Source organism: Kitasatospora sp. NPDC088346 (genome assembly GCF_044740765.1).
Taxonomy (GTDB): Bacteria; Actinomycetota; Actinomycetes; order Streptomycetales; family Streptomycetaceae; genus Kitasatospora.
Window position 1 is genome coordinate 154,202 of the sequence record NZ_JBIURH010000013.1, and the last position, 15,678, is coordinate 169,879.

17 protein-coding genes are annotated in these 15,678 nt (G+C 74.4%); 16 read left to right on the forward strand and 1 reads right to left on the reverse strand.

Going from position 1 to position 15,678, the window contains the following annotated elements:
• Positions 1-198: 198 nt before the first annotated feature.
• The 15 genes from ACIOFR_RS19620 (at position 199) to ACIOFR_RS19690 (ending at position 14,386) form a co-directional block, all read left to right on the forward strand.
• A complete protein-coding gene (locus tag ACIOFR_RS19620) occupies positions 199-1,290 on the forward strand; it encodes a hydrogenase expression protein HypE (RefSeq protein ID WP_400998809.1) in 1,092 nt (363 codons plus the stop codon).
• A 113-nt stretch (positions 1,291-1,403) separates the two neighbouring features.
• On the forward strand, positions 1,404-3,188 hold the full coding sequence (locus ACIOFR_RS19625) for a nickel-dependent hydrogenase large subunit (RefSeq protein WP_400998812.1): 1,785 nt from the start codon (positions 1,404-1,406) through the stop codon (positions 3,186-3,188).
• A complete protein-coding gene (locus ACIOFR_RS19630) occupies positions 3,185-3,748 on the forward strand; it encodes a hypothetical protein (RefSeq protein ID WP_400998814.1) in 564 nt (187 codons plus the stop codon). The genes ACIOFR_RS19625 and ACIOFR_RS19630 overlap by 4 nt, the downstream gene beginning before the upstream one ends.
• Positions 3,745-4,374 carry a DUF5947 family protein gene (locus tag ACIOFR_RS19635; protein ID WP_400998816.1) on the forward strand — a complete coding sequence of 210 codons (630 nt, stop codon included), beginning with the start codon at positions 3,745-3,747 and terminating at the stop codon, positions 4,372-4,374. The genes ACIOFR_RS19630 and ACIOFR_RS19635 overlap by 4 nt, the downstream gene beginning before the upstream one ends.
• Complete coding sequence (locus ACIOFR_RS19640; RefSeq protein WP_400998819.1) at positions 4,371-5,024, forward strand: DUF6084 family protein; 654 nt, start codon at positions 4,371-4,373, stop codon at positions 5,022-5,024. The genes ACIOFR_RS19635 and ACIOFR_RS19640 overlap by 4 nt, the downstream gene beginning before the upstream one ends.
• Entirely contained in the window at positions 5,021-6,409 is a 1,389-nt protein-coding gene (locus ACIOFR_RS19645; RefSeq protein ID WP_400998822.1) for a hypothetical protein, read from the forward strand. The genes ACIOFR_RS19640 and ACIOFR_RS19645 overlap by 4 nt, the downstream gene beginning before the upstream one ends.
• Positions 6,406-6,933, forward strand: coding sequence for a hydrogenase maturation protease (locus tag ACIOFR_RS19650; RefSeq protein WP_400998825.1), 528 nt, complete (start codon positions 6,406-6,408; stop codon positions 6,931-6,933). The genes ACIOFR_RS19645 and ACIOFR_RS19650 overlap by 4 nt, the downstream gene beginning before the upstream one ends.
• A gap of 59 nt (positions 6,934-6,992) precedes the next feature.
• On the forward strand, positions 6,993-7,097 hold the full coding sequence (locus ACIOFR_RS19655; RefSeq protein WP_371495184.1) for a DUF6893 family small protein: 105 nt from the start codon (positions 6,993-6,995) through the stop codon (positions 7,095-7,097).
• Positions 7,098-7,311: 214 nt separating this feature from the next.
• A complete protein-coding gene (locus tag ACIOFR_RS19660) occupies positions 7,312-7,695 on the forward strand; it encodes a hydrogenase maturation nickel metallochaperone HypA (protein ID WP_400998828.1) in 384 nt (127 codons plus the stop codon).
• 4 nt (positions 7,696-7,699) lie between these two features.
• Positions 7,700-8,515, forward strand: coding sequence for a hydrogenase nickel incorporation protein HypB (gene hypB, locus ACIOFR_RS19665; RefSeq protein ID WP_400998830.1), 816 nt, complete (start codon positions 7,700-7,702; stop codon positions 8,513-8,515).
• A 56-nt stretch (positions 8,516-8,571) separates the two neighbouring features.
• A complete protein-coding gene (gene hypF / locus ACIOFR_RS19670) occupies positions 8,572-10,848 on the forward strand; it encodes a carbamoyltransferase HypF (RefSeq protein WP_400998892.1) in 2,277 nt (758 codons plus the stop codon).
• 45 nt (positions 10,849-10,893) lie between these two features.
• Positions 10,894-11,184 carry a HypC/HybG/HupF family hydrogenase formation chaperone gene (locus ACIOFR_RS19675; protein ID WP_400998832.1) on the forward strand — a complete coding sequence of 97 codons (291 nt, stop codon included), beginning with the start codon at positions 10,894-10,896 and terminating at the stop codon, positions 11,182-11,184.
• Positions 11,181-12,305 (forward strand): hydrogenase formation protein HypD, encoded by a 1,125-nt coding sequence (hypD, locus tag ACIOFR_RS19680; protein WP_400998835.1) that lies wholly within the window; start codon positions 11,181-11,183, stop codon positions 12,303-12,305. The genes ACIOFR_RS19675 and hypD overlap by 4 nt, the downstream gene beginning before the upstream one ends.
• The gene (gene hypE, locus ACIOFR_RS19685; RefSeq protein ID WP_400998838.1) at positions 12,298-13,383 is read left to right on the forward strand and encodes a hydrogenase expression/formation protein HypE; all 1,086 of its coding nucleotides are present in this window, start codon (positions 12,298-12,300) and stop codon (positions 13,381-13,383) included. The genes hypD and hypE overlap by 8 nt, the downstream gene beginning before the upstream one ends.
• A gap of 271 nt (positions 13,384-13,654) precedes the next feature.
• Positions 13,655-14,386 carry a hypothetical protein gene (locus ACIOFR_RS19690; protein ID WP_400998841.1) on the forward strand — a complete coding sequence of 244 codons (732 nt, stop codon included), beginning with the start codon at positions 13,655-13,657 and terminating at the stop codon, positions 14,384-14,386.
• A 347-nt stretch (positions 14,387-14,733) separates the two neighbouring features.
• On the opposite strand, the gene ACIOFR_RS19695 is transcribed toward ACIOFR_RS19690, so the two are convergent.
• Positions 14,734-14,928: a hypothetical protein gene (locus ACIOFR_RS19695; RefSeq protein WP_400998844.1), complete on the reverse strand. Its 195-nt coding sequence runs from the start codon at positions 14,926-14,928 to the stop codon at positions 14,734-14,736.
• 65 nt (positions 14,929-14,993) lie between these two features.
• On the opposite strand from ACIOFR_RS19695, the gene ACIOFR_RS19700 reads away from it, so the two are divergent.
• Positions 14,994-15,584, forward strand: a complete 591-nt coding sequence (locus ACIOFR_RS19700) for a sigma-70 family RNA polymerase sigma factor (RefSeq protein WP_400998847.1) — start codon at positions 14,994-14,996, stop codon at positions 15,582-15,584.
• Positions 15,585-15,678: the final 94 nt, after the last annotated feature.

A 15,678-nucleotide genomic window follows, 5' to 3' on the forward strand; every position in this document is an offset into this window, starting at 1 on the left:
GCCGGACGCCGGTGTGCCCGACCGCCGAAGTGCCGGGCGCCGCTCGCGCGAGCGGTGCTCACCCGCTCGGCGGAGCGGCGGGGCAAGGTCCACCGGTTCGGCCGTACCGACCTCCCCGGCGGGGACGGGCCTTGGTAGGAAGATGCCAGAGGACCGATTTGTCGGTCTTGTCGTGCCTTCGCAAGGAGGAGGCGTCCCATGGCTTCGACACCGTCGACCACCGAGGCGACATCCCGATCCACCGGCCCGCCCACCGAGGGCGAGGAACCAGTGGTGCACATTCTCTGGATCAACGCGGGTCTGAGCTGCGACGGCGACTCCGTCTCGCTCACCGCAGCGACCCAGCCCAGCATCGAGGAGATCGTCCTCGGTGTGCTGCCCGGCCTGCCGAAGATCGCCGTGCACTGGCCCCTGATCGACTTCGAGTGCGGTCCGGTCCAGGGCGCGGACAACTTCGTCGAATGGTTCTTCAAGGCCGACCGCGGCGAGCTGGAACCCTTCGTGCTGGTCATCGAGGGCTCCATCCCGAACGAGGCGATCAAGGCCGAGGGCTACTGGTGCGGCTTCGGCGACGACCCGGCCACCGGCCAGCCGATCACCACCAGCGAGTGGGTCGACCGTCTGGCGCCCAAGGCCACCGCCGTGATCGCGATCGGCACCTGCGCCACGTACGGCGGCATCCACGCGATGGCCGGCAACCCGACCGGCGCGATGGGCCTGCCCGACTACCTGGGCTGGGACTGGAAGTCCAAGGCCGGCCTGCCGGTGGTCTGCGTCCCGGGCTGCCCGATCCAGCCGGACAACTTCTCGGAGACCCTGGTCTACCTGCTGTACCAGCTCACCGGCGCCGCGCCGATGATCCCGCTGGACGACAAGCTGCGCCCGACCTGGCTGTTCGGCGCCACCGTGCACGAGGGCTGCGACCGGGCCGGCTACTACGAGCAGGGGCAGTTCGCCTCCGAGTACGGCACCCCGGAGTGCCTGGTGCGGATCGGGTGCTGGGGCCCGGTGGTGAAGTGCAACGTCCCCAAGCGCGGCTGGATCAACGGCGTCGGCGGCTGCCCGAACGTGGGCGGCATCTGCATCGCCTGCACCATGCCGGGCTTCCCGGACAAGTTCATGCCGTTCATGGACGAGCCGCCCGGCGCCAAGGTGTCCAGCTCCGCGAGCACCGCCTACGGCTCGGTGATCCGCCGGCTGCGTGCGATCACCACGCACACCGTGGACCAGGAGCCGAAGTGGCGGCACACCGGCCGGCAGCTGGCGACGGGCTACAAGCCGCCCTGGTGACCGACCCGCCGCCCGGTCCGGGGCCGCGTCCGCCCGCTGCGGCGGCCGCGGCCCCGGTCCGGTCGGGTGCACCGAACTCCCCCGCAGACCTTCAGAAGGGCACGACACACGCCATGACGACAACAGCCCCGCGGCCGGGCGGCAACGACGGCCTGGTGGAGATGAGCTGGGACCCGATCACCCGGATCGTGGGCAGCCTCGGCATCCACACCAAGATCGACTTCAAGCAGAAGAAGGTCGCCGAGTGCTACAGCACGTCGTCGGTCTTCCGCGGCTACAGCGTCTTCATGCGGGGCAAGGACCCGCGCGACGCCCACTTCATCACCAGCCGGATCTGCGGCATCTGCGGCGACAACCACGCGACCTGCTCGGTGTACGCGCAGAACATGGCGTACGGCGTGAAGCCGCCGCACCTGGGCGAGTGGATCATCAACCTCGGCGAGGCCGCCGAGTACATGTTCGACCACAACATCTTCCAGGAGAACCTGGTCGGGGTCGACTACTGCGAGAAGATGGTCCGCGAGACCAACCCGGGCGTGCTGGAGAAGGCCGAACGCACCGAGGCGCCGCACGCCGCGGAGCACGGCTACAAGACCATCGCCGACATCATGCGCTCGCTCAACCCGATCGAGGGCGAGTTCTACCGCGAGGCGCTCCAGGTCAGCCGCTACACCCGGGAGATGTTCTGCCTGATGGAGGGCCGCCACGTGCACCCCTCCACGCTCTACCCGGGCGGCGTCGGCACGGTCGCCACCGTGCAGCTGTTCACCGACTACCTGAGCCGGCTGATGCGGTACGTCGAGTTCATGAAGCGCGTCGTACCGCTCCACGACGACCTGTTCGACTTCTTCTACGAGGCGCTGCCCGGCTACGAGGAGGTCGGCCGGCGGCGGATCCTGCTCGGCTGCTGGGGCGCGCTCAACGACCCGGACCACTGCGACTTCACCTACCGCAACATGACCGACTGGGGCCGGCGGATGTTCGTCACCCCCGGCGTCATCGTCGACGGCAAGCTGGTCACCAACGACCTCACCGAGATCAACCTGGGCATCCGGATCCTGCTCGGCTCCTCGTACTACCAGGACTGGGAGGGCAAGGAGCAGTTCGTCACCCACGACCCGCTCGGCAACCCGGTCGACCCGCGGCACCCGTGGAACCAGCACACCATCCCGCAGCCGCAGAAGCGCAACTTCGAGGACAAGTACAGCTGGGTGATGTCCCCGCGCTGGTTCGACGGCAAGGACCACCTCGCCCTGGACACCGGCGGCGGCCCGATCGCCCGGCTGTGGTCCACCGCACTGTCCGGCCTGGTCGACATCGGCTACGTCAAGGCCACCGGGCACAGCGTGGTGATCAACCTGCCGCGCACCCTCACCAAGCCCGAGACCAGCTTCGAGTGGAAGATCCCGCAGTGGTCCAACGCGCTGGAGCGCAACCGGGCCAGAACCTACTTCCAGGCCTACAGCGCCGCCGTCGCGCTGCACTTCGCCGAGAAGGCGCTCGCCGAGGTCCGCGCCGGGCGCAGCCAGACCTGGGAGAGGTTCGAGGTCCCCGACGAGGGCCTGGGCGTGGGCTTCACCGAGGCGGTGCGCGGCGTGCTCTCGCACCACATGGTGATCCGGGACGGCAAGATCGCCAACTACCACCCGTACCCGCCGACCCCGTGGAACGCCAGCGTCCGGGACAGCTACGGCACCCCCGGGCCGTACGAGGACGCGGTGCAGAACACCCCGATCTTCGAGGAGAACAGCCCGGAGAACTTCAAGGGCATCGACATCATGCGGGCCGTGCGCAGCTTCGACCCCTGTCTGCCCTGCGGCGTCCACATGTACCTCGGCGACGGCAAGACGCTGCAGAAGATGCACGTGCCCAGCGGTCTCAGCGGGATGTCCGGGTGAGCCCGGCCAGCGGGGAGGCCGCCGGACGGCGGGTCGAGGAGATCCTCGACCGGCTGGCCGCGGACGGTGACGCCCGGGCGCTGGCCACGGCCGAGGAGCTCGTCCGGGTGCTGATGGACTTCTACGGCGCGGGCCTGGCCCGGGCGGTGGAACTGCTGTCGGCCCAGGCCCACGACCCCGAGCGGCCGGCCGCCGGACCGCTCGCGGAGCTGCTGGACGACCACCTGGTGACCGGGCTGCTTGTCCTGCACGACCTGCACCCGGAGGACGTCGCGGTGCGGGTCGAACGGGCCGTCCGGCAGGTGCCCGGCGCCTCGGTGACCGCCCTGGACACCGGGGCGGGCCTGCTGGAGGTGCGGCTGGACGGCTCCGGTTCCGGCTCGGGCTCCGGGTGCGGCTGTTCCGGCGGGACGGACCCGGCGCGTGAGGCCGTCGCCGAGGTGGTGGCGGTGTTCGCCCCCGAGATCACCGAGGTCCGGGCGGCACCGCCCCTGCCCAGGGAGCCGGCGCTGCTGCAGATCGGGGTCCGGCCGGGGCTGACGCCGGCGGAGGTCCGGTGACCGCGCCCGCCACCGGGCTGCGCCGGTTCCGGGCACCCGCGCCGCCCCGTCCGGAGCGCTGCGAGCTGTGCGGATGCGCCCTGACCGACCGTCACCGCCACCTCGTCCGGCTGGAGAACCGCAGCCTGGCCTGCGCCTGCACCCCCTGCGCCCTGCTGTTCGAACAGCAGGGCGCAGGGCGGGGCCAGTACCGCACCGTCCCCGACCGTTTCCTGTCCGACCCCGCGCACGAGCTCGACGACCGTGCCTGGGAGCAGTTGCAGATCCCGGTCGGGACCGCGTTCTTCTTCCGCAACGCCGCACTGGACCGGCTGGTCGCGCTCTACCCCAGCCCGGCCGGCGCCACCGAGAGCGAGCTCGACCCCGCCTGCTGGCAGGCCGTGCTGGGCGGCAGCCCGCTCGCCGCACTGCTGCAGCCCGACGTCGAGGCCCTGCTGCTGCGCCGCGAACACGGCCGCGGCGAGTGCTTCCTGGTGCCGATCGACGTCTGCTACGAGCTGGTCGGCCGGATGCGGCTGACCTGGCAGGGATTCGACGGCGGAGCCGAGGCGCGGGCCGAGCTCGCCGCCTTCTTCGACAATGTCCGGGCCCGCGCCCGGACCGTACGGACCGAGGAGCCGGTGTGACCGAACTGGGCTTCAGCTGCACGGGGGTACGGGCCGATCCGTACGCCGCCGGGCCGACCCTGGTGTTCCGGCTGCGGATCACCGCCGCCGGCGGGGCACGGGTGCACGCCCTGGCGCTGCGCTGCCAGCTGCGGATCGAGCCCGCGAAGCGCAGGTACGGGCCGCCGGAGGCGGCCGCGCTGGCGGACCTGTTCGGGGAGCCGGCCCGGTGGGGCAGCACGCTGCACCCGGTCCAGTTCGCCCACGTCCCGCTGACCGTGCCGGGGTTCACCGGGGAGACCGAGGTGGACCTGGTGGTGCCGTGCAGCTACGACCTGGACCTGGCCGCGACCCGCTACTTCGACGCGCTGGACGGCGGCGACGCACCCCTGCTGCTGCTCTTCTCCGGGACCGCGTTCACCGGTGAGGGCGGCTTCCGGGTCGAGCCGGTGCCGTGGGACCGCGAGGCCACCTGCGGCCTGCCCGCCGCGGTGTGGCGGGAGATGATCGACCAGCACTTCCCGGGCTGCGGCTGGATCCGGCTGCCCCGCGAGGACCTCGCGGCGCTGCTGGAGTACCGCTCCCGGCACGCGCTGCCGTCCTGGGAGGCGACCGTCCGGACCCTGCTGGCCGCCGAGCCGGCCGCCGTCGCCGAGAGGAGTGCACTGTGACCGCGACCACCGAGGTGGACGACGCACCGTTCGAGGTGGCGCGCCGGATCGCCGACGCCGTGCTGTTCGAGGGCTACGTGCTGTACCCGTACCGGGCCTCGGCCGCGAAGAACCGGCTGCGCTGGCAGTTCGGGGTGCTGGTGCCGCCGGCCTGGGAGGAGATCGGCGGCGAGCACTCCTGGCAGCGCACCGAGCTGCTGATGGAACCCCGCACCGGGGCCCGGCTCACCGTCGAACTGCGGTTCCTGCACGCGGTCCGGCGCACCGTCCAGGAGCTGCGGCCGGACGGCTCCACGCCGACCGTCGCCTCGCTGGAACTGCCGGACCGGGTCCTGGTGCCGTGGGACGAGGGCGCCGAGGAGCGGGTACGGCTGTCGTTCCCGGTGGCCGAGCTGTTGGGCGACGGGGTGACGGTGCCGTTCAACCGGCCGGCCGCGACCGAGACCGAGCTGGTGTCGACCGCCGGGCAGCCGCTCGGCCGGCTGATCCGGCGCCGGGAACGGGTGGAGGGCGCGCTCCGGCTCACCGCCGTCGAACTGCCCGGCCCGTACCCGGTGGTGCGGCTGACGGCCGAGGTGGCCAACAGCAGCGACTGGGAGCCGGCGTCCGGCCCGGTCGACCGGGAGGCGGCGCTGCCCCGCTCGCTGGTCGCCGCGCACCTGCTGCTCGGTCTGGACGGCGGGTCGTTCCTGTCCATGACCGACCCGCCGCAGTGGGCCGCCGGCGCCGTCGCGGAATGCCGCAACCTGCGGACCTGGCCGGTGCTGGCCGGTGCGGACGGGCGTGCCGACGTGGTGCTCTCCTCGCCGATCATCCTGGAGGACCACCCGGCGATCGCCCCCGAAAGCCCCGGCGGCTTCTACGACGCGACCGAGATCGACGAGATCCTCGCCCTGCGGACCTCCGCCCTCACCGACCGCGAGAAGCGCGAGGCCCGCGGCACGGACGAACGCGCCGGGGCCGTGATCGACCTGGCCGACTCGCTGCCCGCCGAGGTGATGGAACGTCTGCACGGCGCCGTCCGGTCCCTGCGCGACGTCACCGGGCCGACGGCCGCCGCCCCCGACGGGGACACCCCGTGGTGGGATCCCGGCGGCGACCGCTCGGTGGACCCCGAACGGGACCGGGTGCCGATCGACGGCCGGCAGATCGGTGCGGGCAGCCGGGTGGTGCTGCGGCCCGGCCGGCGGCGCACCGACGCCCAGGACCTCTTCCTGCAAGGGCGCACCGCGCTGGTGGAGGCCGTGCTGCACGACGTCGACGGCACCGTGCACCTCGCCGTGACGGTCGAGGGCGACCCCGGCGCCGACCTCTGGCGCGAGCAGGGCCGCTTCCTGTACTTCCAGCCCGACGAGGTCGCCCCCGCGCCCGAGGAGGTCCGGTGAGCGGCACCGTACCGCCGGGCAGGGTCCTGGTCGCCGGGGTCGGGAACATCTTCCTCGGCGACGACGGCTTCGGCGTGGAGGTGGTCCGGCGGCTGTCCGCGCTGCCGATGCCGGCCCACGCCGAGCTGGTCGACACCGGGGTGCGGGGCGTCCACCTCGCCTACCAACTCCTGGACGACTACCGGACGGTGGTCCTGGTCGACGCCACCGCGCGGGGCTGCGAGCCCGGCACGGTGTACCTGATCGAGGCCCGGCTGCCCGAGCCCGAGGAGCAGCCCGCCGCCGTCCTGGACGGCCACCGGATGACCCCCGACGCCGTGCTCGCCGTGCTCGGCACGCTCACCGCCGGGCTCGGCAGCGCCGGACCGGAACGGGTGCTGGTGGTGGGGTGCGAACCGCAGACCCTGGACGAGGGCGTCGGGCTCAGCCCCGTCGTCGAGGCGGCCGTGGACGAGGCCGTCCAGGTCGTGCTGGGGCTGCTGGAGGAGGCCGGCCGGACACCGGCCGCGCTGGGAACCCGATGAGACGCGGCGGTCGCCCGACGAGGGGCGGCCACCCGACGAGCAGAGAGGACTGCCCGGAGATGAGCAAGTTCCTGATCCGGGGTGCGGCGGTGTGCGCCGTGCTCGCGCTGGTGAAGCTGACCCTGCCCGACATCAAGCGGTACCTGCGGTTGCGGCGGATGTGAGGCGAGGGGGGCGGGGGGCGGGGTTGCCGCGTGGCGGGCGGGGGTGGTTGGCCGCGCGGTTCCCGCGCCCCCGAAGGCGTTGGGGGTGGGGCAAACGGTGGACGGTGGGGGTGGTGCGCGGCGCGGCGTGGGGGTGGGGGCGGGGTGCGGGCCTGTAATGGTCGACGGCGCCGGGCACCCTGCCCGGTGACGGGACGGCGGTCGGAGAGAGCCGATGCACGAGATGTCGATCGCGCTGGCGATCGTCGACCAGGTCACGGCCCGGGCCGAGGCCAGGGCGGGCTCCACCGCCGAACGCGTCCGACTGCGGGTCGGAGAGCTCGCCGGTGTGGTGCCCCAGGCACTGCAGTTCGGCTTCGACCTGGTCTGCGAGGGCACGCCGCTGGCCGGCGCCGAGCTGCAGATCGACCCCGTCCCCGCGCTCGCCGAGTGCGGCCCCTGCGGCACCGGCTGGTCCCCCGGCATGCCGCCCGACCTGGTCTGCCCGACCTGTGGCAGTGGCGACGGCACCGAGCTGGTCGCCGGCCGCGAGCTGCAGATCACCGCTGTGCACTGGGCCGGCGACGCCGCCCCCGTCCCCGAAGCCGAGGAGTTGTGAGCCCGTGTGCCGTGTGGTCGAGCTGAAGCAGTCGGTACTGGCCCGCAACGACGCGTGCGCCCTCGTCCTGCGCGAGGAGCTGACGGCCCGCGGCACCGTCGCCGTCAACCTGCTCTCCAGCCCAGGCAGCGGGAAGACCGAGCTGCTGGAGCGCGAGCTGACCGCGGCCCGCGAACGCGGCGTCCCGGTGGCCGCCCTGACCGCGGACCTCGCCACCGAGCACGACGCCGTACGGCTCGCCCGATCCGGCGTCCCCGTCAAGCAGGTGCTCACCGACGGACTGTGCCACCTGGAGGCGCACATGCTCCACGGGCACCTCGACGGGTGGCTGCCGGAGGACACCCGGCTGCTGTTCGTGGAGAACGTCGGCAACCTGGTCTGCCCGGCCGGCTACGACCTCGGCGAGACGCTGCGGGTGGTGCTGGCCTCCGTCACCGAGGGCGAGGACAAGCCGCTCAAGTACCCGACCGCATTCGGCCTGGCCAACCTGGTCGTCGTCACCAAGACCGACCTCGCCGCGGCGGTCGGCTTCGACGAGGCCGCTTTCCGGGCCAACGTCGTCCGGGTCAACCCGGGCGTCGAGATCCTGCTGACCTCGGCCCGGGACGGGCGGGGCGTCGGCGCGCTGCTCGACCGGGCCCTGGACGCGCTGGCCGGCGGGCCCGTCCACCGGCCGGTGATGGCCCGCCAGGCCCCGCACAGCCACGGGCCCGAGCACGGGCAGGACCACGGACCCGAGAACGGGCACGAGCACGATCACGAGCACGGCGACGCCGGTCCGGGGCACCGGCACCACGAGCACCCCGCACCGCTCCGGTGAGCGAACTGCGCTCCCCCGCACCGCCGGTGGAACGGCGGGCGGTCACGGTACGCGGCATGGTCCAGGGCGTCGGCTTCCGGCCGTTCGTCCACGGGCTGGCCGTCGGACTCGGGCTCGCCGGGCACGTCACCAACACCGGGGACGGGGTGCTCGCCGAGGTCGAGGGCGCGGCCGGCGCCGTCGAGGAGTTCTGCGCGCGGATCGGCCGGGACGCGCCGCCGCTCGCCGAGGTCGAGTCCGTGGCGCACCGGCCGACCGCCGCCACCGGGCGGGCCGGGTTCCGGATCCTCGGCTCGGTGTCCGGCGGCCCGCAGCGCACCCTCGTCCCCCCGGACGTGGCGACCTGCGACGCGTGCCTCGCCGAACTCGCCGACCCGCGCGACCGGCGCCACCGGCACCCGTTCATCAGCTGCACCCACTGCGGCCCGCGGTTCACCATCGTCACCGCCCTGCCGTACGACCGCGCCACCACCACCATGGCCGGCTTCCCGATGTGCGGGGCCTGCCGCGCCGAGTACACCGACCCCGGGGACCGGCGCTTCCACGCCCAGCCGATCGCCTGCCACGACTGCGGGCCGACCCTGCGGCTCGCCGGCGCCGCCGAGGCGGTCGGCGGGCCGGCCGTCGACGCCGCCCGGAGGCTGCTCGCCGGCGGCGCGATCGTGGCGGTCAAGGGGATCGGCGGCTACCACCTGGCGTGCGACGCCGCCGACCAGGACGCCGTCGGGCTGCTGCGCCGGCGCAAGGGCCGCGCCGACAAGCCGTTCGCGCTGATGGCCCGTTCGGTCGCCGAGCTCGAACCCCTGGTGCACGTCGGGCCCGCCGAACTCGCCCTGCTCACCGGGCGGGAGCGGCCGATCGTCCTGCTCCGACGGCGCCCGGGGGCCACCGGCGTCGCCGCCGCCGTCGCACCGCGCAGCCCCGACCTCGGCGTGATGCTCCCCTACACCCCGCTGCACCACCTGCTGCTCGGCCTGCCCGGCGACCCGGCCGGCCCCGGGCTGCTCGTGCTGACCAGCGGCAACCTCTCCGGTGAGTCCATCGTCACCGACGACGCCGAGGCCCGGGAACGGCTCGCACCGCTCGCCGATGCCTGGCTCAGCCACGACCGGCCGATCCAGGTGCCCTGCGACGACTCGGTCGTCCGGATCTGCGACGGCGAACCGCTGCTGCTGCGCCGCTCGCGCGGGTACGTCCCGCGGCCGCTCACCCTGCCGGCGCCCGTACCGCCGACCCTGGCCGTGGGCGGCGACCTCAAGAACACCTGCTGCCTGGGCGAGGGCGACCGGGCCTGGCCGTCCGCGCACATCGGCGACATGGACGACCTCTCCACCCTGCGCGCCTTCGACCGGGCCGAACGGCACCTGGAGGCCGTCACCGGCGTGCGGCCCGAACGGCTGGCCGCCGACCGCCACCCCGGCTACCGGTCGGGCGGCTGGGCCCGGCGGTCGGCCGCCGGGCGGCCGGTGGAACGGGTGCAGCACCACCACGCGCACGTCGCGTCCGCGATGGCCGAGCACCGCATCGACCCGCGGGCGCGGGTGATCGGCGTGGCCTTCGACGGCACCGGCTACGGCGAGGACGGTGCCGTCTGGGGCGGCGAGGTACTGCTCGCCGGGTACGCGGACTTCGCACGCTTCGGGCGGCTCGGCTACGTCCCGCTGCCGGGCGGGGACGCCGCGGTGCGCCGCCCCTACCGGACCGCGCTCGCCCAGCTCTGGGCGGCCGGCCTGCCCTGGGCACCCGGGCTGCCCTGCGTGCAGGCCTGCCAGCCCGACGAACTCGCCGCACTCCGGGTGCAGTTGACCCGTGGGCTGAACTGCGTCGCGAGCTCCGGAATGGGCCGGCTGTTCGACGCCGTGTCCGCGCTCGCCGGGATCTGCCAGGTGGCCGGGTACGAGGCCCAGGCCGCCGTCGAGCTGGAGGCGGCCGCGCTCGCCGCGCCGGACGGCGCCGGCAGCTACCGGTTCGAGGTGCGGCCGGGCGCCGGCGGGGTCGACGGGGAGCTGGTCGCCGAGCCCGGACCGGTGATCGCCGCCGTGACCGCGGACGTCCTGGACGGCACGCCGCCCGGTGTGGTCGCGGCCCGGTTCCACGCCGGCGTGGCCGGGCTGGTGCTGCGCCTGGCCGAGGCCGCCCGGGAGCGGCACGGGCTGGGGACGGTGGCCCTGACCGGCGGGGTGTTCGCCAACACGCTGCTGTCCACCGGCTGCGCCGTCGGACTGCGGGCGGCCGGGTTCGAGGTGCTGCGCCACCGGCTGGTCCCGCCCAACGACGGCGGGCTGGCGCTCGGCCAGCTGGTGGTGGCGGCGGCCCGCGCGCGCAGACCGTGACCGCACGGCGCGACCGCGACCGTACGAAGAGGCGAGGAGAGGCTCATGTGCCTGGCGGTGCCCGGCAAGGTGTTGGAGATCGAGGAACGCGACGGTACCCGGATGGCGGTGGTCGACTTCGGCGGTGTGGTCAAGGACGTCTGCCTGGAGTACCTGCCGGACCTGGAGGTCGGCGAGTACGCCATCGTGCACGTCGGTTTCGCCCTGCAGCGCCTCGACGAGGAGTCGGCGCTGCGGACCCTGGAGCTGTTCGCCGAGATCGGCGCGCTCCAGGAGGAGTTCGGTGACCCATGGGCGTCGGCCGCCGAGGCGGCCGGCGGGGAGGAGCAGCGGTGAAGTATCTGGAGGAGTTCCAGGATCCCGAGCTGGCCCGGCGGCTGCTGGCCGACATCCGGGCCACGGTGACCCGCCCGTGGGCGCTGATGGAGGTCTGCGGCGGGCAGACGCACAGCATCATCCGGCACGGGCTGGACCAACTGCTGCCGGACGAGATCGAGTTGATCCACGGACCGGGCTGCCCGGTCTGCGTCACCCCGCTGGAGGTGATCGACAAGGCGTTGGAGATCGCCGCCCGGCCCGGGGTGATCTTCTGCTCCTTCGGCGACATGCTGCGGGTGCCGGGCAGCGACCGCGACCTGTTTCAGGTGAGGAGCGCCGGCGGCGACGTCCGGGTGGTGTACTCGCCGCTGGACGCGCTGCGGATCGCCCGGGAGAACCCGGACCGGGAGGTGGTGTTCTTCGGCATCGGCTTCGAGACCACCGCTCCACCGAACGCGATGACCGTCCACCAGGCGCGGCGGCTCGGGATCCGCAACTTCAGCCTGCTGGTGTCGCACGTCCGGGTGCCGCCCGCGATCACCGCCCTGATGGAGTCGCCGACCTCCCGGGTCCAGGCCTTCCTGGCCGCGGGCCACGTCTGCTCGGTGATGGGCACCGAGGAGTACCCGGAGCTGGCCGAACGGTACCGGGTGCCGATCGTGGTCACCGGCTTCGAGCCGCTGGACATCCTGGAGGGCGTCCGGCGGGCCGTGCACCAGTTGGAGCGAGGCGAGGCGACGGTCGAGAACGCCTACCGCAGGGCCGTCCGGGACGAGGGCAACCGGGCCGCGCGGGCCATGATCGAGGACGTCTTCGAGGTCACCGACCGGGCCTGGCGCGGGATCGGGGTGATCCCCGGCAGCGGATGGCGACTCGCCGGGAAATACCGGGAGTTCGACGCCGAGGAGCGCTTCTCGGTCAGCGGGATCACCACCGTCGAACCCGCCGAGTGCCGCAGCGGCGAGGTGCTCCAGGGCCTCCTGAAGCCGCACGAGTGCGCGGCCTTCGGCACCGTCTGCACCCCGCGCACCCCGCTGGGCGCGACCATGGTCTCCAGTGAGGGCGCCTGCGCCGCGTACTACCTCTACCGCCGCCTCGGCAGCACCGACGTGACCCGGGAGGCGAGCCCCGTTGGCTGACCTGATCGATACCGAAAGCACCACGGCGGCACCGGACTTCGACGGCTGGAGCTGCCCGCTCCCGCTGCGCGACCAGCCGCGGATCGTCCTGGGGCACGGCGGCGGCGGGGTGCTCTCCGCCGAGTTGGTGAAGCACGTGTTCGCGCCGGCGTACGGCGGTCCGGTGCTGGCCGGAATGGCCGACGCGGCGACGGTGACCCTCGGCGGCGCCCGACTCGCCTTCTCCACCGACTCGTTCGTGGTGCGGCCGCTGTTCTTCCCCGGCGGGAGCATCGGGGACCTGGCGGTCAACGGGACGGTCAACGACCTCGCCATGTCGGGCGCCCGGGCGGCGTACCTGTCCTGCGGGTTCATCCTGGAGGAGGGCGTGCGGACCTCCGTGGTGGCGCGGGTCGCGCAGGCCGTCGGGGACGCCGCCCGGGCCGCCGGGGTCGAGATCGCCACCGGCGACACCAAGGTCGTCGAGGCCGGCCACGGCGACGGCATCTACCTGAACACCGCCGGTATCGGGCTGATCCCGGACGGGGTCGACATCCGGCCGCAGCGCGCCCGGCCCGGCGACGTGGTGATCGTCAGCGGCGACATCGGGGTGCACGGCGTGGCCGTGATGAGCGTGCGCGAGGGCCTGGAGTTCGGCGTCGACATCCGCAGCGACTGCGCGCCGCTCGGCGGCCTGGTGCAGGCCATGCTGGACGTCACCCCCGATCTGCACGTGCTGCGCGACCCCACCCGGGGCGGGCTGGCCGCGGCGCTCAACGAGATCGCCTCGGCCGCGGGCGTCGGGGTGGTGATCCAGGAGCGCGGCATCCCGGTGCCGGCTCCGGTCGCCAACGCCTGCGCCATTCTGGGGCTCGACCCGCTGTACGTCGCCAACGAGGGCAAGCTGGTGGCGTTCGTACCGCGGGAGAGCGCGGAACCGGTACTGGCCGCGATGCGCGCGCACCCGCTCGGCGCGGGCGCGGCCGTCGTGGGCGAGTGCGTGGACGAGCACCACGGGATGGTGGTCGCCCGCACCGGTCTGGGCGGGACCCGGGTGGTCGACCTGCCGATCGGGGAGCAACTGCCCAGGATCTGCTGACCGCCGCCGGACCGAGGACGGCCCGGACCGCTCGCGCGAGCGCGTGGTCCGGGCCGTCCGGCGTCCGGGCCCGGCCACCTCGTCGCGACCGTCGGCCCCCGGGCCCGAACAGTTGACGATGCAACAGCCCGGGCCCGGCGGTCGCGGGCGCGTCCGGCCCGGCGGCGGCTCGAAATCGGCGTGACCCGCGGACGGGTACCCCCCGGGGGTTTCGACGGGAGCGGACGGTGGTGGCACGATGGCGGACACTGTGACTGCCCGACTCCCTCGCGTGATCCGTTCGGGGGCCTTCGCCGCGCTGTGCGTGGCACTGGCCGCCTGTGCGCACGTCAGCATGACGCCGGCCGCGCTGCCCTCGCGGTGGCTCGCCCTGGCGTTCGCGGGTGTCATGGCCTGCTCCTGGCTGGCCGCCGGACGGCGCCGCGGAGCGCTCGCGGTCACCGGCTGGATGCTCGCCGTGCAGGGTGCGCTGCACCAGCTGTTCGACCGGGTCCAGGAGGCTCCCGCGCCCCGGGCCGGCGGCCCGGACTGGGTCGCCCTGCTGCTCTGCGAGTCCGGCCCCGTCCGGGGGCGGATCGATCCGCAGGAGCTGGCCCGCGCCGCCGGGTTGGACCCGACGGCCGTCCGGACCGTGCCCGACATGACCGGCATGAACGGTGCTGACGGCATGGACGGCATGGCGGGGATGGGGCACTCGGTGGGACAGGTGCTGAGCGGCGGGCTGTCCGCCGCGCACGCCGCGTCCGTCGGCATGGTCGCCGCGCACGTCCTGACGGCGCTGGCCTGCGCCCTGCTGTTCTGCCGCGGCGACGCGGCGGTGGCGGGGGTGGGCCGGATCCTGCTCGCCGTCGCGGGCATCGTCGCCCCGCTGGTCCTGCGGCCGCCGGCCGTCCGGGCACCCCGGCTCCGGCGGCGGCCGTACGAGCCACCGGGCCCCGCGGCCGAACCCGTCCTGCTGCACGTGGTGGTACGGCGCGGCCCGCCGCGGCCCGCCGTGCCCTGACACGCCCGCCATCCCCTCCGCCGACCGCCCGACCGGTGGTCGACGCACCGCCGCGCCGACCGGACCCGCCGGCCGGCGCCCGGGTGGTGGGCCGGTCGCCCCTGTCCCGCAGGCCTCGCCGCGGGCACCGGGGGCACGCCCGCACCGCGCCGTCCCGGCCGGCCCCCGAGGGCCGGACCCGGCGGGCCGACCACGCGTCGGCGACGGCAGCGGGGTGCGGAACCGCTGTCTCCCCCTGACCTCAGGACTCCACCATGTCTGTCAGCCTTCCGGCTGCCCGGCGCCCGGCCGGCGCGGCGATACCGCCGGCCGGCGGCCGGGCCCCCGCTCCGTCCACCGCGCGGGGGTCACTCCTCGCCGAGTGCCGCGTCCAGCCGCCCCATCAGTCCCCGCGTCCAGCTCTCGGACGGTCCCGGCGCCTGCCCGGCCAGCTCGTCCAGCCGGTGCGACGCCCGCAGCCACCGCGCGCACTCCGCGCAGGCGGCGGCGTCCGCGGTGTCGGGCTCGGAAGAGGCGGAGGAACGATGGTCCGGGCATCTCATAGGTCCATCGTCGCGCACCCGTGCGGCCGCCGATCACTCCGCCCCCGCACCCGGGGAGGACGCGGATGAACGACGACCAGCTCACCGCGCTCGCCCTGGCGGCCGGCGGCGGCGACCGGCCCGCCCTGGAGGAGTTCGTCCGCGCCACCCAGCGCGACGTCTGGCGGTTCGTGGCCCACCTCGCCGACACCGACGCGGCCGACGACCTCGCCCAGGAGACCTTCCTGCGCGCCCTGCGCAGCCTCCCCGGCTTCAGCGGCCGCGCCTCCGCCCGCACCTGGCTGCTCTCGATCGCCCGCCGCACCGTGGTGGACCGCTACCGCCGGTCGTCCGTCCGGCCGAGGAACGCCGGCATCCCGGACTGGGAGGAGGCGGTCGACCGGCGCCCCGCCCCGCCCGGCGGCTTCGAGGAGGGCGTCGCCCTCGCCGACCTGCTGGCTCGGGTCTCGGTCGACCGCCGCGAGGTGTTCGTGCTGACCCAGGTCCTGGGCTACAGCTACCAGGAGGCCGCGGCGGTGTGCGGCTGCCCGGTGGGCACGGTGCGCTCGCGGCTGGCCCGGGCCCGCGACGAGCTGGTGCTGCTGCTCCGGGCCGCCGAGGGCTCGGGCCGGGAACCGGCCCTCGGGCCCGGCCTGCCGGCGGTGGTCGCGGGCTGAGCCGGCCCCGGTGGCGCGGCCGCATCCCGGCCGCGCCGCCCCGGCCGCGCCCGTAACATAATCGGTCAGATGTTCGAGTCAGGGCGTATCCTGG